The organism is Microcoleus sp. N9_B4 (assembly GCF_036701635.1).
Taxonomy (GTDB): domain Bacteria; phylum Cyanobacteriota; class Cyanobacteriia; order Cyanobacteriales; family Microcoleaceae; genus Microcoleus.
Genome location: NZ_JAUBRC010000043.1, coordinates 41,861 through 59,959, shown reverse-complemented (window position 1 = coordinate 59,959; position 18,099 = coordinate 41,861). Strand labels below are relative to the sequence as shown.

The following is an 18,099-nucleotide window of genomic DNA, read 5'->3' as shown; positions in this document are numbered from 1 at the left end:
AAGCTATCAAAGCGAGGGTTAATCCTGCTGTGCAGACCCCCTCTTTAATACCCCTGGTTTAGACCTGAATCCTTACGCACCAACAAATCTCGCCCCAAACCGTCGGTGCCAAACCAATGTTTAGCGCTAGGAGCCACCAAGCGCGACAAATAATCTCGATCGACCGCCGAATCGTAAGGGGAAAGTAGGGGGGCCAACAGTGCCGAGATCATCAGTGCTACAGTCAAAATTAAGCCGATTTTCCCCGAAGTCGATCGCCAAAATCGTTGAAAAGATGCTTGTGGAAATATTAAGTTTTTCTGCAATTTTAGATTTTCCATCTTTTGCTGTCACCAAAAAAAATCAGGACTTATTGCCAAACCTTTTAGGACTGAGATAACTGTGGTGCCCATAAACTGATTAATTCATTGACAAGGGCGAGCAATTCAGATACAGACTCATTGACTTCGGGCGCTTCAAATCCATGAATATATCGGTTTCTTACGCTTAAAAGTAGCATTGCTCGATCGTACTCTTCGATTGAAAGTTCTCCTTGGGAATACATATGTTTGATCAGAGATACAGTTGGAAATCTTTCAATGGGAATAGTGACTTCCTCAGCTCGTCTACGCAGGAGTGCTTCAATTGTTCCCCAAAGTGATAAAAACGCGCCTTCGTTTTCTCCTAATGAAATTAGACGTTCACCCTGTGTTTTTCTAGTAAAAATTTGTTGCCAAGACAATAGATTTACTTCATTGGAGTTGTCTTTCAGTAAAGCATCTTCTTCAGTAATCAACAAGAAACGCCAGCCTGTATTTTCAGAAACTATTTCAGCAATTTCTTTCAACCTATCTATGGATGTTTGTCTGGCAGAACGTTTGAATTCGATTATGTAACCTTCGGCTTCGTTCTTTTTTACAATCAAATTTGGACGATATGTCCCTAAATCGAAAGGGATCTGTTCGGGTTCAGGGTCAACCAATACTGTATAGCCTTCTTGTCGGTATTTTTCGGCAATTTTAGATACTGATTTGTCGTGTATCAATTTAGTAGCAGTCATAGATAACTCTCTAATGCTTTTGCTGAATTTATTCTAACGTAAACGCACTCACTGCCAGATATTATGCCACGGAGCAACAATGACGGAAATAAAGCAACGTCAAACGTGTCACTAAGCGAGCGACGATGAGCCTCCACATCTGTGACAAGTGAATCATCCTCATAAACTAATCCAATTAGTCCGTCCTGTATGGGCTTTATTATATTGTCTGTGTCAACTGGATCAGTATCATAGAGATATACTAAAGCTAAATGAACATTTCCTGAATAAGGAGTTTCTACCCAAGTTTTTGACGCTTCTGCACGTACAAATGCTTGCCAATTCTGTAGCTTGCTTCTGGGCCTCGTTTGCAAAGATACAGGGCGTCTGGGAATCATAAACTCAAATTGCATTTACAACTCCGAAAATTGAATGCGAAAAGAAGGGATTAAACGCTAAATTCACACTCGACTATAACTTGTAACTTTTAACAAATCAACTTTTGTTTTGTCGATCGCACTGATTTCTCCTAACCCTCACGCCCTCACCGCTCTCGCATTTCGCGTGAAGCGAAGCTATCCCGAAGGGTAGGGAATCGCCCCCGACAACATCCCCACCAACCATCAGCCCTGGGATCAATCTAAAATCTAAAATCTAAAATCTAAAATCGGATGACCCTTTAAGATATAGAGAACAAGATAAATTTAAAAGCACAATGACATCAACCCTGCTCAAAACCTCAGCCCGATCGCCCCTCAACGCCCCAACAATCCGCCATTTCCCCAACGGCCTCACCGTTATAGCCGAACACTTGCCGGTCGATGCTGTTAACCTCAGCGTGTGGCTCAATTTAGGCTCAGCCGTCGAACCAGACAACATTAACGGCATGGCTCACTTTTTAGAACACATGATTTTTAAGGGAACTCCCAGCATTCCCAGTGGCGAATTTGAGCGCGCGATCGAGCAACGCGGCGCTGTCACCAATGCAGCCACCAGCCAAGATTACACTAACTACTACATCACCACAGCCCCTAAAGATTTTGCCGAACTAGCTCCCCTGCAAGTCGATGTGTTGCTCAACGCCAGCATTCCCGACGACGCCTTCGATCGCGAAAGGCTGGTAGTCTTAGAAGAAATTAGACGATCGGAAGACAATCCCCGCCGCCGCACCTATCAGCGATCGATGGAATTAGCATTTGAAGTTTTGCCCTACAAGCGGCCGGTACTCGGCCCGACTGCCGTAATCGAACAGTTGACAGCGCAACAAATGCGGGATTTCCACAGCAGCAGATATCACCCAGGGGCCATGACAGCCGTAGCTGTAGGCAATTTGCCAGTCGATCAACTAATAGAAATTGTCGCAGACAGTTTTGCAGCAAAAAGTACATCACAAAACAACAAAATAAATGTGCCTGCTGTCAGCAACTTTCACCCAGAATCCCAAATCCTGAACTACGGCCAAGAATCGCCGTTTACAGAAACAGTCCGCCGCGAATTTGTAGACTCTGCCCTTCAGCAAGCCCGACTGATCGTGATGTGGCGAGTGCCAGGTTTCATGGAAATGTCCGAAACTTATGCCCTCGACGTTTTGGCGACAATATTGGGTCACGGCCGCACAACTCGCTTGGTTCAGGATTTGCGCGAAGAAAAAGGGCTAGTGTCGTCAATTTCGGTCAGCAACATGACTCAGCGACTCGGCGGCGTCTTCTCAATTTCCGCTCAACTACCGACAGAAAACTTGGCAGCAGTGGAAGCTGCCATCGTCCAACACATCCGCACTCTCCAAACCGAACTGGTGACAGATGCCGAAATTTCCCGCATCCGCACTCAAGTCGCAAATCGGTTTATCTTTGGTAACGAAACTCCGAGCGATCGAGCAAGTTTGTACGGTTACTATCAGTCAATGGTAGGAGATATCGCTCCCGCCCTCAACTATGCCGCCTGCATCCAAGCTCAGACTGCCGAGGATCTCCGAGAAGCCGCTGTCAAATATCTGTCTCCCGACGCGATGGGTGTTGTGGTAATTCGCCCGGAAGAAGCATAAATCTGACTTCGCCTCAACAGGGGAATTCTGCCATCCGTCTGCTTTTGAGGCATCCAACGGCATTCGGCATTCGGCAGAAACAATGTCAACGCGCACGAGGGATTTTTAGTCAAGAGTGCGTGAAATTTGATCGGCTCTCGCCTTGAAGGTTTTGTATCAAATAATTAATATGAAGCCTTTAAGGTACGGGCGATCGGCAAAATTACCGTAATTTTATGAAACGATGAACTGGGAATGATTGACGAGCCAGCAATTTAGTCTAGGGAAACCGGATTTATCGGCGATCGTAATTCTCAAATCTCAAATCTCAAATCGATTGAACGGCAAAATTACCGTAATTTTATGAGACGATAAACTGGGAATGATTGACGAGCCAGCAATTTAGTCTAGGGAAACCAGATTTATCGGCATCGTAATTCTAAAATCTAAAATCTAAAATCGATAGGTAAAATTACCGTAATTTTATGAGACGATAAACTGGGAATTATTGACGAGCAAGCAATTTAGTCTAGGAAACCAGATTTATCGGCATCGTAATTCTAAAATCTAAAATCTAAAATCGATTGACAGGGCACGCAAGCATGAAATTACAAAACTTTCTCAACTCAGAAATTAGGTACGATGCCAAAGCAATTGCTGCAGACGACGAACTCAGTGGCCAAATTCAAAGCCGCCTCATTGACCTAGGTTTACTGAAGCCTCCGGTAGACGGAATTTTTGGCCCTCTGTCTACCGCTACCCTCCACCGATTTCAAACTCTGATGAAGTGCGGCGAACCGGGTTTTTTGGGAGCAGTCACAGCCAAAAAGCTGATCGAAACCAAGCCAGAGGACATTCCCACACAGCCCCTGATCCTGAAAACGCTCAGAGACACCATTTTTAAATCAAAACCGGTGGCGTCTTCTCAACTTCAGGACTCGGAAAAACAAGTAATACCAGCAGGAAAAGAGTTTGAGATCCTGGCTTTTGCTCCGGCTCGCGGTCACCTCAGAGTTGCTCTCCGCAACGAGTCTTTCAAAGGTTCAGGGGTTTGGTATGTTTTCGGAGGGCACGCTCAAATTACTCAAGACAGCATTCTACTTTTTCCGAAACCGAATCCCCCAACAGTCAGGCTTGGCATTCCCTATCTATCGCAAATGGATAACTTGAATAATCCTACAGGTTCTTGCAATGTAACTTCATTAGCGATGTGTCTGGACTTTTTGAAGGTGCCACGGCGCAAACAAACCGGGCAATATGAAGACGAACTTTACGAATATGCGATCGCCAAAGGTTACAGTCGCTGGGACCCCTACGATTTAGCAAAGATTGTTAGAGATTACGGCGCTCAAGATTTCTTTACCGAGAATGCAACTATTGATGACGTTCAAGATTGGCTAGCCAGCGGAAATCCGGCTGTCATCCACGGATACTTCACGTCTTTCGGTCACATTATAGTTGCATCAGGCTACGACAGCGAGGGATTCTTCGTCCACGATCCCTATGGCGAGTGGTTCCGAACTGGCTACGATACAAGTATCAGCGGTGCTTACTTGCACTATACTTACCGCTTAATCCGCAGCCTCTGTATACCTGACGGGAATTTTTGGGTTCATTTTATCTCGAAGTAATTGTTAAGAGTCATTAGTCATTAGTTATTAGTCATTAGCTAAGAGATAAGTTGCCTCTGGAATTATTCGGCGATTCAAATCGCTTAAGAGTCGAACGAAGTCCGAGCAGAGGGAGACTAAAGAGTAAAATGGGTATGAAAGCCTGATTTGGTATTGGCCATATTTTCTATCACTAATGACTGCTGACTAATGACTAATGACTCTGAATTTGGTATTGGTCATATTTTCTATCACTAATGACTGCTGACTAATGACTAATGACTCTGAATTTGGTATTGACCATGTTTTCTATCACTAATGACTGCTGACTAATGACTAATGACTCTGAATTTTCATACTCAAATCCAGCCAAGTCGATCGCGTAATCGGAGCACTCGTGGAAATATAGTCAACTCCGGTTTCCGCTACACTTCTAATTGTTTCTAAAGTAACATTGCCGGAAGCTTCAATTTTTACCCGATCGCTCTTTTGGCGAATTATTGCCACTGCCTGCCGCATCAAATCCAAGGACATATTATCTAACATGATAATATCAGCTTTGTGCTGTAAAGCTGTTTCTACTTCGGCGAGAGTTTCGGTTTCGACTTCGATTGTCAGCGGATAGGGGATAGAATTGCGAATTAGGGCGATCGCCTCTGCAATTCCCCCAGCCGCGGCAATGTGATTGTCTTTAATCATCACCGCGTCATCTAACCCCATCCGGTGATTGCAAGCACCGCCGACTTGAGTTGCGTATTTTTCCAACAATCTCAATCCGGGCGTTGTCTTGCGCGTATCTACCAATTGCACGGGCAAATCGGCAATTTTGTCAACATATTTTTGAGTTAAAGTAGCGATGCCGCTCAAACGCATTGCCAAGTTTAATGCTACTCTTTCTCCGGTTAGCAGCGCATCGAAATTGCCGGAAATTTCGGCAATTACTTCTCCTTTTTTGCACAGTTTCCCTTCTGGTACTTGGGGGATGAAACTGAGGCTGCTGTCTAAAAGTTTAAATGTGCGATCGGCAATTGGCAATCCCGCAATGACTCCAGCTTCTTTGACTATCCATTTAGCAGTACCCTGGATGCTGTTTGCGGGAAATAAGGCCGATGTTGTGCGATCGCCCCTACCGATATCTTCGAGCAGCCAGTTGTGCAATAGGGAGTCTAAAACTATCCAAGGCGGTAATATTGCTGTCATGTTTTTGTCAGTTGTTATATTAACAGGAATTACGCATCATAACCAAAGCACTGAGCGAAGTCGAAGGTGTTACCATTGAACCGGTATGTAACAAAGGATCTCGGAAAAAACCCGGTTTTTGAGTACCCTTGCGTCCATAACTGCTACTAGGAAGAATAGTCGATCGGGCGATTTTAGGCAAGTTGGATCTCAGCGAGGCGTTTACATTCTCAACTTGCATTTTGAACCTCTAGCTCCACCGCTCCATCGGTTAACGCCTGTGGCGTTAACCGGCGTTGCTGATTTAGGGTATGAAAGCCGAAATATGCAACTTATAGAAACCAGTATCCACAAAACTTCGGGATTTTCAAGTTATTTTTTTCCTACCATGATTAAGTAACGCCAGAATATGCCACGGCGTTCATACCTATTGTTTTCGCAGTCATATCCTTGCGACTTACTGATAAATCGGTTCATTCTTTGACAACTTCCATTAATTCCTCAATCAAAACATCGAGCGTGCAAGCTATTTTTTGAATTGATGTGATATCAACCGTTGCTAGTCCTTCCGATCGAGCATAGTGCCTGACTGTGCTGTACGGAACCTCCGATCGATCGGCAACATCCTTTAACGTCCATCCTTTTTCATCAGCCAACTCTCGGATTCGGAACCTAACTAACCCCATTCTACTTGACAAACGATAACTATCTATGTTTTTAATTCAAACACAATTGTCGATCGACAGTTAAAGAGTATTTTGTATGGTGCGGATCTGTCAGAAGTTCGATCGCACTTAAAGATATCTGATGAATCCGCACCCGATCGGTACTCGCGCACAATCAAAGAAACCGGGTTTTTTCCCAAATCTTCCCACCGTAACAAAGTATCTCGCAAAAACCCGGTTTCTGCCCACCCACCCATCAAATACAAAACAACTGCCGACAGCCAAAACCGTCAACAGTTGTTTTATATATTCAATGCGGATGGCGAGACTCGAACTCGCAAGGACATAATGCCACACGCACCTCAAGCGTGCGCGTATACCAATTCCGCCACATCCGCTCTTTCTAGCAATCTCCGGGATTTTTGCGTTACGAGTTAAAGATTCACAGGTTGAGGTTCCTGACATTTAACTTGTGACTTGCCCTTTTGCACCGCCGATTTACAATCATAGCACCACTACCAGCCAAATGTAAAATAAATTTTTGTGAACAATTTCTGGAAAACGATTATCCAGAACATACCGAAAGGCATTATTGTACAGAATATTGAGTGAATTAAGCAGCGAAGATGGGGTTCTCGAAAATTTTAATCGCTAATCGGGGAGAAATAGCTCTCCGCATATTGCGGACCTGCGAGGAAATGGGGATTGCCACGGTCGCCGTTCACTCCACCGTAGATAAACACGCCTTGCACGTCCAGTTGGCAGACGAAGCCGTTTGCATCGGCCCCCCCACCAGCAGCAAAAGCTATTTAAACATCCCCAACATCATCGCGGCCGCCCTGACGCGCAACGCCGCAGCCATTCACCCCGGTTACGGCTTCCTCGCCGAAAACGCCCGATTTGCCGAAATCTGCGCCGACCATCAAATTACCTTCATCGGCCCTTCTCCTGCGGCGATGCGGGCGATGGGCGACAAATCCACCGCCAAAGAAACCATGCAGCGGGTGAAAGTCCCCACAGTTCCCGGTAGCGAGGGATTGCTGGCAGACGATCGCGAAGCTTTGTCGATCGCCCGCGAAATCGGCTATCCTGTGATGATCAAAGCCACAGCCGGCGGTGGTGGCCGGGGGATGAGGTTAGTGAGAGAAGCATGCGAACTCCCCAAACTCTTCTCCGCAGCCCAAGGCGAAGCCGATGCAGCCTTCGGCAACCCCGGACTTTACCTCGAAAAATTCATCGAAAAACCCCGGCACATCGAAATCCAAATCCTCGCCGACAACTACGGTAACGTCATCCACCTCGGCGAGAGAGATTGTTCGATTCAGCGGCGACATCAGAAACTCCTCGAAGAAGCCCCCAGCCCCGCCCTCAGCCAGAAACTGCGAGATCAAATGGGTCACGCCGCCATTGCCGCTGCCAAATCCATCAACTACACGGGTGCGGGTACTGTCGAATTTTTACTTGACAAATCGGGCAAGTTCTACTTTATGGAAATGAACACCCGCATCCAAGTAGAACATCCCGTCACCGAGATGATTACAGGCCTCGACTTGATAGCCGAACAAATCCGCATCGCCCAAGGAGAAAAACTGCAAATCAAGCAAAACCAAGTAATTCTCAACGGCCACGCCATCGAGTGCCGCATTAATGCTGAAGATCCCGATCGCAACTTCCGCCCTCACCCCGGCATAATCAGCGGTTATTTGCCTCCCGGTGGCCCCGGCGTGCGGATGGACTCTCACGTTTACACCGATTACGAAATACCCGCTTACTACGATTCTTTAATCGGTAAAGTAATTGTATGGGGGCGCGATCGACCGACAGCCATCCGCAGGATGAAACGGGCATTGCGGGAGTGCGCCATCACCGGCGTTCCTACCACCCTCAGCTTCCACCAAAAAATCCTCGATTCCCCCGAGTTTCTCAGCGGCGAAGTTTACACGAATTTCGTCGAACAGTTCTTGAACCAAAACAGTCATTAGTCAGTAGTCAGTAGTCATTAGTCAGTAGTCAGTAGTCATTAGCAGGAGTCTTGACGATCGCAAGAAAGGAAATTTCGAGCGCTTAAGGAGTTTCTTCACCCACTTGACACAGGCTGGACTGGCATTGCCACCTTAATCCCACTAATGACTAATGACTAATGACTAATGACTCTTACATCATCATTGTCAGCAGCCCTTGCTGACCGAGAATCATTTCTCGCAGCAAGCTACAGATACCCACCCAAATAATCGGCGTAATGTCCACCCCGCCGATCGGCGGTACAATCTTTCTAGTTACGGCTAAAAAAGGTTCAGTCGGCCAAGCAATCAGACTCAACGGCAACTTGCTCAGGTTCACCTCGGGATACCAAGTCAGGACGATGCGAAAAATAAACAGCAAAGTCATCACGACTAGGACTGATCCCAGAATCCAACTTGCAACGGTAATACCAGTCATGGGTCTTATCTCGAAATTTTAAGTTTTGTTAAGTCTGCTATTCAGAATTTTAACCGTTTCACAGGTGCGATCGAAAGTATAAAATTAATAAAAATCAAATTGTTGTAACAAAGGCTTGGAATCTATGACTCCTTCTCTAGCGAACTTTTTGTACAGCCTGCTGGTGGGCGTGGTGGTAGTAGTGCTTCCAGCAACGATCGCCCTGATCTTCATCAGCCAAAAAGACAAAATCAAGCGCACCTAAAAAGTCTGGGGGGCTTCAAGTCAGGAGTAAAAGTCAATTTTCGCCTGCACGTCAGGCCTTTTCCCGATCTGAGAAACCTCAGCTACCAGCAACTGTCAAGGCAAAACCTTCAGTTGACGGCCAAGCTGAGGTTTTTTCCCGTTAAACTCATTATTATACTCACTTCCCAAGCTGAAACCCTGACCGGACGCTGCCCCAGAAAGCACAGTCGGGCTGACAGACTTAATGATAGATGTAAAATCTAACTCGCTAACATAGGAAAGACATAGGAGATAGGCTAATGGTCAATTTAGGATTGAACTGGAGCAGCCTGTTAGGGATTATCCTAGCAGTAGCAGGGGCAGGACTGTATTTTCTGCGATCGTGGCGTCCCAAACTAGCCCGAGACCACGATATTTTTTTTGCAGCAGTCGGCTTACTGTGCGGCGGTATTCTGTTATTTCAAGGATGGCGGCTTGACCCCATTCTGGCATTCGGTCAATTTCTGCTCAGCGGTACCGCCATATTTTTTGCAGCAGAAAGCATTAAACTGCGAGGAGCGACCACAGCCCAAGCCAAAACTCGCGCCCAATACGTCGATGAAGAGCGACCGGTCAGCAACGCCTACGGTTACGACGGCTACGATGCCGAAATGGAACAGCTAGAACCAGAGGAAGACTATCCCCAGCGTCCCAGGATCAGAGGCAGCCAAGACAACCGTTCCTCTCGGGAAGCCTACGACGATGAACCCCGTCGCCGCCCCTCGAATCGCAACGGCAGCGTTAACACCTCCAGGCCCGACTCGCCCGATCGATCCTCGCGCAAACGTCCCTCTCGCCCAGAAGCCCCGCCTGCCCAAGAGTCTGACAACTGGGACGTTTCAGACAACCCCGAAGAAAGAGCGACCCGCAGCCGCAGCAGTCGCCCCCCTGCTTCGGAAAACCGCAGTTCCGATACGCCGCCGAGAACCAAAAAACCCCGTCCTACGGAATCATCGAGGTCTCGCCCCAGCAACCGCGATGTGGAAGCACCGCCGTCAGACTACGTGGAGTATCGACCTGTAGAATACCCGGAAGACCAACCGGATAATTCCCCCAGTTTCGACAAATAGGCAAACACTAAGTAGATGGGTGAAACTAAACTTTTATCGTACCCGCCGGCAAAAAAATAAGTTGCGTTTATTGATGCCCATCTACTTATTCTCAGATATGAAATTGATCAAAAAGACTGTAAATTGCGAGGGTGAAACCCCAGACCCACATAGATATACACAAATAAAAGCTAATATTTTTTCAAAATTATTTTGACATACCGAATCTGTGGAACTAATCAACAGCATAATAATCTAAATATAAAATCCCAAATCTTAAATCAGCAAGATGCCATTACTCGAAATAGGAGATCCGGCTCCCTGGTTTTCCGTCCCTTCTACAAATAACCCCTTATTTCATTTCCCGACTGTTGGCGGCCGGCGAGTCGTGCTGTTTTTCTTTGCCAGCGCAGCTTTTGAACAAATCCAAGTTATCCTCAAAAGCTTTCAAGAGCTTTCAGAAGAATTCCAAAGCTTGCAAGTACCGAGGTTCGGAGTGAGCGTTGACCCAGCAGACAAAGAACAAAACAGACCAACAACAATTGCTCCGTCATTCATCTTTTTCTGGGACTTAGACAAAAAAGTCAGTCAGCAGTACGGTGTTTTCCGAGAAGTCGAAGAAAATGGAGTTGCCGGAGTTCACTATGCACCACAAACTTTTGTTCTCAACGAAAACCTTCAGGTAATTAATATTTTGCCGATGGGCGAACCGCACCAACACGCCCAGCAAGTATTAGATTTTATCAAAACTTTGCCCCCAATTGAGGAAGGCCGACCAGCCACTCGCCACGCCCCGGTGTTGGTAATTCCTAACGTTTTGGACAAAGTATCTTGCCGCAGTTTAATCGATATGTACAAAACTCACGGTGGCAGTCCTTCGGGCTTTATGAGGCAAATAGGCGGGAAAACAGTTGGCCTGCACGACGACACTTTTAAGAAGCGCCGAGATTTCTTTATTCAAGACGAGGATTTCCAGCGACAATTGAATGCGATTATTTTGCGCCGGGTGCGGCCGGAAGTAGAGAAAGCTTTTCAGTTTACAATTACCAGGTTTGAACGGTATTTGATAGGTTGTTACGATGCTGACAGTGGCGGTTATTTTCGGCCGCACCGCGACAACACTAGCAAAGCTACGCTGCACCGCAGGTTTGCGATGACGCTAAACTTGAATGTGGGAGAGTACACGGGGGGATTTTTACGGTTTCCAGAGTACGCGCCGCACGGTTATAAAGGGGATTCTGGCACGGCGATTATTTTTTCGTGTTCTTTGCTGCATGAAGCGACGCCGGTGATTAGCGGCCAGCGTTTTGCTTTGCTGTCTTTTTTCTACGGCAATGAGGATGCTGCGGTACGACAAGCTAATTTTAAGTATTTAGCTGCTGATTCAGATTCCCGAATTGGAGAACCCGCGTGAGGAATGTCACTACCGTGGTGCAAGTCCTAAAATAATTACAGAAGGTAGTTAGCGGTTAACCACAAAACCTAATTCCTAGCTACCGATCGCTAAATACTAAATCGATCGCCATGAATTTCAAACTTCTAAGTTTAGCAGTATCGGGAATTTTAACGGTTGGGGTTGCAGCCAGCGCCAGTGCGGTTGTTACCACATCCCCTGTGCGGCAATCAACAGATTTAACGGAATTTAACTCGGTGCATTCCCAGGGTGCGATCGCCCAAACTGTCGAAGAACAAACCAATATTCGGGTCTACGAAAAGGCTAGTCCGGCGGTTGTTACAGTCGATACAGATAAATCTAACGGCAGTGGCACAATTATCAGCCCCGACGGCATGGTGTTAACGAACGCCCACGTTGTTTCGGCAGGCGGTACCGTCAATATCATTTTGTCAGACGGCAGAAAACTTGTCGCCGATGTCATCGGATTCGGCGAAGAAGGTCTAGACTTAGCCGTAGTGAAAATTCGCGGTCAAAACAATTTGCCCACCATTCCTTTAGCCCGTCCCGGTTCGGTGAAAGTCGGGCAACAAGCATTTGCGATCGGCAATCCCTTCGGTCAATTTCAAGGTACTTTGACAGTCGGAATCGTCAGCCGCATCGACCAGCAGCGGGGCTTAATTCAAACCGACGCCGCCATCAATCCCGGCAATTCTGGAGGCCCACTGCTCAACAGTTCAGGAGAATTAATCGGCGTCAATACTTCTATTTTTACTCGCGGTCGGGGCGGTGGCAGTATCGGTATCGGTTTTGCAATTTCCGCAGACAAATTACCCGCTTTCCTGACAGCGGTGCGAGAAGGGCGAGCTCCCCGCGTGGCTCAAGCCCGATCGCCCTTTGGTGGCAACCAATCACCTCAAAAAGTTGCGTTAAACGGGCCCCCCGTCAGCGGCCTCCTCACCGACAAGTCTAGCGTTCTGCCCACCGACAACAGCTTTTTTGACCTCTACTCCTTTGAGGGAAAAGCGGGCCAGCAAATCACAATAGAAATGAAAAGTCAAGAGATTGACCCTTATTTAATTTTGCTCGGGCCCAACCAGCGCGAAATCGCGCAAGACGATGACGGGGCAGGCAGTAAAGACGCCAGAATTACAGTCAGGCTGCCAGCAGACGGGACTTACACGTTAGTGGCAAATTCCTACCAAGCTAAGCAGTCAGGGGCTTATACGTTAGAACTGAAAGCGAGTGCTCCTACCGCGCCTTCTCGGGCGATTTTGCAAGAAGAAGGCGCTTTAGTCGCAGGCGGCCCAGTATTGCCGTCTGACAACAGTCTGTATCGAGAGTATACTTTTGAAGGTCGATCGGGTCAGTCTGTAGCCATTTCCCTCGAAAGTACAGATTTCGATCCCTATGTGGCGATCTTTGACCCTAACGGCCGATTGGTGGCAGAAAATGACGATGAGAGCGATTCGACTAAAAATGCGTTTCTGACCGTTACTTTGCCCGCTACGGGTCGCTATCGCGTAATTGTCAATGCTTACGATGCTTCTGGCAGGGGCCGTTACACTCTAACAGTCCGGTGAAAATGGGGCATTGGGCATTGGGCATTGGGCATTGGGCATTGGTAGCACCTAACAAATAACTCATGACTACTGACTACTGACTACTGACTACTGACTTCTTTCTTCCTTCTTCCTTGCAAACCGAGGTAATTCATGCGTCAAGTTAGATTTTGGGCGATCGCGCCAATTGCTCTGGTAGCTACTTTTTCTGGCAAGCCGACTGTCTCGCCGCCAGTTTCAAATTTAGGTGGAGTTGCTAACAGTAGTTCCACCCTCATTTCAGCAGAATTTCCTCAAAATTTAACTGATGCGAAGCCTGCTGAAAAGGGTGTTTTAGCTCAAGCAAGTCCCAACCCGTCGCCATCACCACAAAGTTCGCCAACTCAGAGCCCTACTGTAGAACCTCGGCCGAGTCCTGATGCGGGTTCATCTAAAATCATTTTAGAGCAAAACGGAGAACTCAGCCCTGCTAAGTCTTCTGTACTGCCCTCAGACAGCAGTTTGTACGACGAGTATACCTTTGAAGGCACTCAGGGTCAAAAAGTGATTATTACCGTAGAAAGTACCGAGTTTGATACTTATCTCGCTATTTTCAACTCCCAGGGCGAGCTACTTGGAGAAAATGATGATGCAACGCAGCAAAATTCCAATTCAGAGATTTCTGTTACCTTGTCTGCGAATGGTCGCTATCGCGTCATTGTCAATGCTTACGATCCGCCTCCAAAAGGTAGAGGCAAGTACAGTTTGACCGTCCGTGAAACAACTGGAAATTAGTTTGAACGAAACTTGGCAGTCAGGGCACGGCATTGCCGTGTCCCTATAATTCAAGGACGATCGCACTACAAGCAACTACTATCAACTTTGGTAAATTCATATGTTTGTATGCAACTATAAATGTTATAATCCTGCATCTATAAATTGAGAATCTGTATTTTAAATAACGCTTAAAAATAGAAGGGAAGCTGAAATCTCAATAATTTTTCAGCTTCCTTTTTTGCTTAATTCAGATTAATTTAACGCAGACCCAGCCAGGTAAAAAAATCCTGGCGGGTGAAGAATTCTAGCAGCAAAAGTCCCACGAACCCCACCATCGCAAATCGTCCGTTGATTTGTTCGGCGTAGGCATTCCACCCAAACGCTGGTTCTGGTTTTGGGGTATTTGGGGTTGTCGGTTTTGGGGAGGGAGGAGTTTGAGCAGTCATTTAAAAGTTTTAAGTTTCGAGTTTTGAGTGATGATTTTGGGGAAGCTTTGCGATCGCACAACTTGTAATTTACCAGGAAAAGGACAGCCGATCGCTAATCTGCTGACTTTTCTAAACTTTGAACCGATTCGATCAGATTTCGCACGGTTTCAGTGCCTTCAGAAGGCTCAAAAAACAGCGGGAACTTGCCGCGAGCGATCATTCTCAAACCCAACGGGCCCAGACTCAGCAAACCTTTAACGTCGCGGAAGTAGTTTCCTACTACTTCGATGCCAAATTTCCGCTCATCTATCCAGCCACCTTCTTTGACGAGATTGATTAAGACTTTGCGGTGGCGGATCGATCGACTGGCTTGGTCGTCTTTGCGATCGAGAATCTCCTGTTTAATCTTACCAATTTGATCCATCGGCGCGACTTCCATCGGGCAAACCGAGTTGCAGTAGTAACAGCGCGTGCATCCCCAGACGCCTGCGGTGCCTTCGTTGTATTTTTCCAGTCGATTTTCGGTTTCGCTGTCGCGGGAGTCGGCGATCGTGCGGTAAGCTTTGGCGAGGGCGTGGGGGCCGACAAATTCCGGGTTGACTTCGCGGGCGTTGCACTCAGAATAGCACGCACCACAGAGGATGCAGTTGCCAGTTTGGTCGAGTTTCGATCGCTCTTCTGGAGTTTGCAGAAATTCCCGTTCTGGAATTGCTCGCGAGGCGGTGCTTACATAGGGTTCAACTGCTTCTAGGTTGTCCCAAAAACTGGTCATGTCAACAACCAAATCTTTAATAACCGGCATATTTCCCATTGGGGCGACGGTGATTTCTGGGATGAAATCGGCCGGCTTTTCTGCTGAGCTGGAATCAGCTATTTTTTGCAGTCTTGCCAGTTCGCTGGCTACATTTTCTTTGCAAGCTAATGCCGATCGACCGTTAATTCGCATAGAACAACTGCCACAAATGGTATTACGGCAATTTTTGCGAAAAGCTAAAGTACCGTCGTGTTCCCACTTAATACTGTTGAGGCAGTCAAGGATGGTATTGCTCTCTTCCACATCTATGGTGTAAGTGTGAACCCGGGGAGCCTCGTTTTGATTTTGGCGGACTACGTTAAAGCGGACTTTCATATTTTGAGTAAAGAATTTAGTATCTATTTTAAGCTAAATTTTTGGACGGTCGAGAAAGCTATTATTTTTTTAACAACTACCTAAAGTAAGATGTTTTAAGAAATTTATTCTTGTTTGATCGACATCAATAATTCTAAAGTTATAAATCCTAAATTGCAACTTTTTTTCAGCGGATTTATGAGCTATTAATTGGAGATACAAGTAATTAATCGCTGCAATTCGCTAGTCGGAGGTGTGTGATGTCCAGCTTGTTTGTATTAACTTTCATGTTTTCCACACCGGCTTTTTGTCTGGGTCTGCTAAATCCTCAATGGGTGGGATTGGGCACTCGCAAGCGATCGGCTGCCTTGTACGGCGGGTTGATGGCAGTTTCGTTCGTTTTGCTTGGGGTTACAGCACCTAAGGCGCCGCAACCAGTTTCCTCGGGGCTGCTGGCCTCAACTGAATGGCGAGAATTTAGGGTAAGCGCACCTTTGCGCTGAACGCAGGGTGCTGAGTCTGCACCTCACTTTTATGGTATCGAGATCGAGACTCGATCGCTTGCGAAACGCTAGGTTAGATTTGATCTGCCAACAGCCGCGGTTAATCATGAAGGCTTTTTTGGGTGATTGTACGAATTGAATAAGGCAAATCGATCGGCTAAAATTGTGTAATTGTTGAGCTTGCGGTGCGGGTGCAGCTATGACTTACAGCTTGAGAATTGTCGATTTGCCAACGAGTGAACGGCCACGGGAACGGCTGATGGCGGGTGGCCCGAAAAGTTTGGCGACTGCAGAATTGATTGCGATTCTCCTGGGCACGGGTCAGGGACCCGGCAAACTTTCCGCCGTCGGGCTCGGACAGTATATTTTAAATCAGTTGAGTTTGCATTCCCGTGATCCTCTGGCTGTGCTACGCACTATTAGCGTTCAGGAGTTGACGCAGATTCATGGGATTGGCCCTGCTAAGGCAACTTCGATTTTGGCTGCGGTGGAGTTGGGGAAGCGGGTGTTTCAGTCGCGCCCACCGGAAATGGCTGTGGTTGACTCTCCGCAAGCGGCGGCGGATGCCCTGAGTCAGGATTTGATGTGGCAGTCTCAGGAACGTTTTGCTGTGGTGCTGCTGGATGTGAAAAATCGGCTGCTGGGTACTCAGGTAATTACGATCGGCACAGCAACGGAAACTTTGGCTCACCCACGGGATATTTTTCGCGAGGTAATCCGCCAGGGGGCGACGCGGGCGATTATCTCGCACAATCACCCATCGGGGATTGTGGAACCCAGCCCGGAGGATATTGCTTTGACGCGACAGTTGCTAGCGGGAGCGCAGTTTTTGTCAATTCCGCTACTGGATCACTTGATTTTGGGGAATGGCGATTTTCGGAGCTTGCGGCAGACGACGACGCTTTGGGACGAGTATCCCCAGGGCGATTGAACTCTTATAGCTTGTAAAAGTATAGTCATTTATCACATGACCTGGGAGGCTTTAAGTCCCTCCCCTTTCTTTTTTACTTTAAGCGGATTGACCCGCCTCGGCTGAACTACGCAGCTCCCTATCCCATTGCACAAAGCATTTGGGATTGCTTTTCTCATGATATTGTAAGACCCATTCACGTCAGCATTAATTAACCATCTGCGGTTTTGTACAAACCTCTGTGGATGCGTTTGCCAATCGGCTAGCTGCATGAGCTACAGGCGTGGCTCGTCAATAAAGGCCGCGTTGAAAGCGGTTGCTTGGGCAGTGCGAATCCTTTTGCTGAGTCAGCATATACTATTCCTGACTATCTTTGACGAGAAACTCAATCCTGTTTTACAATACTTAACTAATTTGATTACTATCATTAGTTATTTGTATGTTTGGGCTCTCCGACGGCTGAATCACCCGTGACAGCAGGCAAATTTTCCGGCTGGAGTCCCCCCCTAGAGCCTGTTTTGGCTGAATGTCGCTGCTGATACTTCGTTTCGAGCACAACTCGGTTAATCTAGTATAGGTAGGCTGAAGAGGTCGCTAATCCGATTTTTTTTGAGCATACTAAACGTATACTGAACCAGCACCTAAATACCCACTTATTAAGAAATTATTAAATGGGCTGTAAAATACACGGTGTGGTGATAGGAGGAGAACTGTGTTTCTGAGACTTGCAGAACAACACCGTAAATTCGTTCAAGATTTGGTAATGAATCTCCAAGCTTTAGCGATCGTGCTAGAGCATCGGGGTTATCTGGCATCCTGCTACACTTGCGGGGGTCAGATGAACAGTGCCTCATTTATGGTCAGTTTGACGGACAACCATCTGATTCGATTCTTAGTGTCAGATTACGGTATCACTTGGACTGAGATGCGGGATGACCGCGAACTCATGAAACTAGAAGGTGCAGAAGCGATTAATCAGTTACAAGAACTGGCAAATCTCGTAAAGTATCAAATCCAACCTTCGGAAGCTACTTTAGCGACGGCGCAGTGAGTGTAGCGATTGCACGGTTCCGAGGAAGGCGACGCAAGAAAGTGGCTGCTTGTCTGCTAAAACCGAATCCCCAGCGAGTTAGTTGAGAGGATTCATTTAGGTGCACAGCTATGGCTGCTCAACAGACAAGAGTGCTATCAG

The 18,099-nt window shown here is 47.0% G+C and carries 21 protein-coding genes, 1 tRNA gene and 1 pseudogene; 12 read left to right on the top strand and 11 right to left on the bottom strand.

Features of this window, described 5'->3' with window-relative positions; all coding sequences use genetic code 11:
* Positions 1-44 precede the first annotated feature (44 nt).
* Genes QUA43_RS24180 through QUA43_RS24170 form a run of 3 tightly spaced genes read right to left on the bottom strand, consistent with a single transcriptional unit; the run spans position 45 to position 1,416 of the window.
* The gene (locus QUA43_RS24180) at positions 45-320 is read right to left on the bottom strand and encodes a hypothetical protein (protein ID WP_333377098.1); all 276 of its coding nucleotides are present in this window, start codon (positions 318-320) and stop codon (positions 45-47) included.
* 44 nt (positions 321-364) lie between these two features.
* The gene (locus tag QUA43_RS24175) at positions 365-1,039 is read right to left on the bottom strand and encodes a hypothetical protein (RefSeq protein WP_333377096.1); all 675 of its coding nucleotides are present in this window, start codon (positions 1,037-1,039) and stop codon (positions 365-367) included.
* Positions 1,036-1,416: a RusA family crossover junction endodeoxyribonuclease gene (locus QUA43_RS24170; protein WP_333377100.1), complete on the bottom strand. Its 381-nt coding sequence runs from the start codon at positions 1,414-1,416 to the stop codon at positions 1,036-1,038. The genes QUA43_RS24175 and QUA43_RS24170 overlap by 4 nt, the downstream gene beginning before the upstream one ends.
* A gap of 317 nt (positions 1,417-1,733) precedes the next feature.
* Between QUA43_RS24170 and QUA43_RS24165 the strand changes: the two genes are divergently transcribed.
* A complete protein-coding gene (locus QUA43_RS24165; protein WP_333377095.1) occupies positions 1,734-3,062 on the top strand; it encodes a pitrilysin family protein in 1,329 nt (442 codons plus the stop codon).
* Between the two features lie 581 nt (positions 3,063-3,643).
* Positions 3,644-4,672 carry a C39 family peptidase gene (locus QUA43_RS24160; RefSeq protein WP_333377093.1) on the top strand — a complete coding sequence of 343 codons (1,029 nt, stop codon included), beginning with the start codon at positions 3,644-3,646 and terminating at the stop codon, positions 4,670-4,672.
* A 315-nt stretch (positions 4,673-4,987) separates the two neighbouring features.
* On the opposite strand, the gene nadC is transcribed toward QUA43_RS24160, so the two are convergent.
* Positions 4,988-5,851 (bottom strand): carboxylating nicotinate-nucleotide diphosphorylase, encoded by an 864-nt coding sequence (nadC, locus tag QUA43_RS24155; RefSeq protein WP_333377091.1) that lies wholly within the window; start codon positions 5,849-5,851, stop codon positions 4,988-4,990.
* A 118-nt stretch (positions 5,852-5,969) separates the two neighbouring features.
* On the opposite strand from nadC, the gene QUA43_RS24150 reads away from it, so the two are divergent.
* Positions 5,970-6,230 carry a hypothetical protein gene (locus QUA43_RS24150; protein WP_333377089.1) on the top strand — a complete coding sequence of 87 codons (261 nt, stop codon included), beginning with the start codon at positions 5,970-5,972 and terminating at the stop codon, positions 6,228-6,230.
* Between the two features lie 73 nt (positions 6,231-6,303).
* Here the strand turns inward: QUA43_RS24150 and QUA43_RS24145 are convergent, their stop codons facing one another.
* The 3 genes from QUA43_RS24145 to QUA43_RS24135 all read right to left on the bottom strand — a co-directional run bounded on the left by QUA43_RS24145 (position 6,304) and on the right by QUA43_RS24135 (position 6,893).
* Complete coding sequence (locus tag QUA43_RS24145; RefSeq protein ID WP_333377088.1) at positions 6,304-6,516, bottom strand: helix-turn-helix transcriptional regulator; 213 nt, start codon at positions 6,514-6,516, stop codon at positions 6,304-6,306.
* 23 nt (positions 6,517-6,539) lie between these two features.
* Positions 6,540-6,752 (bottom strand): hypothetical protein, encoded by a 213-nt coding sequence (locus tag QUA43_RS24140; protein ID WP_333377086.1) that lies wholly within the window; start codon positions 6,750-6,752, stop codon positions 6,540-6,542.
* A gap of 57 nt (positions 6,753-6,809) precedes the next feature.
* Positions 6,810-6,893: transfer RNA gene (locus QUA43_RS24135), tRNA-Leu, on the bottom strand.
* Positions 6,894-7,121: 228 nt separating this feature from the next.
* Here QUA43_RS24135 and accC point away from each other — a divergent pair.
* Entirely contained in the window at positions 7,122-8,477 is a 1,356-nt protein-coding gene (gene accC, locus QUA43_RS24130; protein WP_333377084.1) for an acetyl-CoA carboxylase biotin carboxylase subunit, read from the top strand.
* Between the two features lie 172 nt (positions 8,478-8,649).
* On the opposite strand, the gene QUA43_RS24125 is transcribed toward accC, so the two are convergent.
* Positions 8,650-8,934: a YggT family protein gene (locus QUA43_RS24125; RefSeq protein ID WP_006634856.1), complete on the bottom strand. Its 285-nt coding sequence runs from the start codon at positions 8,932-8,934 to the stop codon at positions 8,650-8,652.
* A gap of 124 nt (positions 8,935-9,058) precedes the next feature.
* On the opposite strand from QUA43_RS24125, the gene psbX reads away from it, so the two are divergent.
* From psbX to QUA43_RS24100, 5 genes are all read left to right on the top strand, one after another.
* Positions 9,059-9,178: a photosystem II reaction center X protein gene (gene psbX, locus QUA43_RS24120; RefSeq protein ID WP_333051895.1), complete on the top strand. Its 120-nt coding sequence runs from the start codon at positions 9,059-9,061 to the stop codon at positions 9,176-9,178.
* Positions 9,179-9,458: 280 nt separating this feature from the next.
* Positions 9,459-10,268 (top strand): Ycf66 family protein, encoded by an 810-nt coding sequence (locus QUA43_RS24115; protein ID WP_333377083.1) that lies wholly within the window; start codon positions 9,459-9,461, stop codon positions 10,266-10,268.
* A gap of 268 nt (positions 10,269-10,536) precedes the next feature.
* The gene (locus QUA43_RS24110) at positions 10,537-11,661 is read left to right on the top strand and encodes a redoxin domain-containing protein (protein ID WP_333377081.1); all 1,125 of its coding nucleotides are present in this window, start codon (positions 10,537-10,539) and stop codon (positions 11,659-11,661) included.
* Positions 11,662-11,771: 110 nt separating this feature from the next.
* Positions 11,772-13,223: a DVUA0089 family protein gene (locus QUA43_RS24105; protein WP_333377079.1), complete on the top strand. Its 1,452-nt coding sequence runs from the start codon at positions 11,772-11,774 to the stop codon at positions 13,221-13,223.
* Positions 13,224-13,355: 132 nt separating this feature from the next.
* Positions 13,356-13,976 (top strand): pre-peptidase C-terminal domain-containing protein, encoded by a 621-nt coding sequence (locus tag QUA43_RS24100; RefSeq protein WP_333377077.1) that lies wholly within the window; start codon positions 13,356-13,358, stop codon positions 13,974-13,976.
* Between the two features lie 239 nt (positions 13,977-14,215).
* Here the strand turns inward: QUA43_RS24100 and QUA43_RS24095 are convergent, their stop codons facing one another.
* Together QUA43_RS24095 and QUA43_RS24090 are read right to left on the bottom strand one after the other, a co-directional pair.
* Positions 14,216-14,404, bottom strand: a complete 189-nt coding sequence (locus QUA43_RS24095) for a chlorophyll a/b-binding protein (protein ID WP_333106934.1) — start codon at positions 14,402-14,404, stop codon at positions 14,216-14,218.
* Between the two features lie 94 nt (positions 14,405-14,498).
* Positions 14,499-15,515, bottom strand: a complete 1,017-nt coding sequence (locus tag QUA43_RS24090; protein WP_333377076.1) for a succinate dehydrogenase/fumarate reductase iron-sulfur subunit — start codon at positions 15,513-15,515, stop codon at positions 14,499-14,501.
* A gap of 239 nt (positions 15,516-15,754) precedes the next feature.
* Here QUA43_RS24090 and QUA43_RS24085 point away from each other — a divergent pair, with 239 nt between their 5' ends.
* Together QUA43_RS24085 and radC are read left to right on the top strand one after the other, a co-directional pair.
* Positions 15,755-15,997: a hypothetical protein gene (locus QUA43_RS24085; protein WP_333377074.1), complete on the top strand. Its 243-nt coding sequence runs from the start codon at positions 15,755-15,757 to the stop codon at positions 15,995-15,997.
* A 199-nt stretch (positions 15,998-16,196) separates the two neighbouring features.
* A complete protein-coding gene (radC, locus tag QUA43_RS24080) occupies positions 16,197-16,928 on the top strand; it encodes a RadC family protein (RefSeq protein ID WP_333229317.1) in 732 nt (243 codons plus the stop codon).
* 32 nt (positions 16,929-16,960) lie between these two features.
* Here radC and QUA43_RS24075 read toward each other — a convergent pair.
* Positions 16,961-17,163: pseudogene (locus tag QUA43_RS24075) on the bottom strand (RNA-guided endonuclease TnpB family protein); the annotation flags it as partial.
* A gap of 456 nt (positions 17,164-17,619) precedes the next feature.
* Here QUA43_RS24075 and QUA43_RS24070 point away from each other — a divergent pair.
* Positions 17,620-17,958, top strand: coding sequence for a DUF1815 family protein (locus QUA43_RS24070; protein ID WP_015176985.1), 339 nt, complete (start codon positions 17,620-17,622; stop codon positions 17,956-17,958).
* Positions 17,959-18,099: the final 141 nt, after the last annotated feature.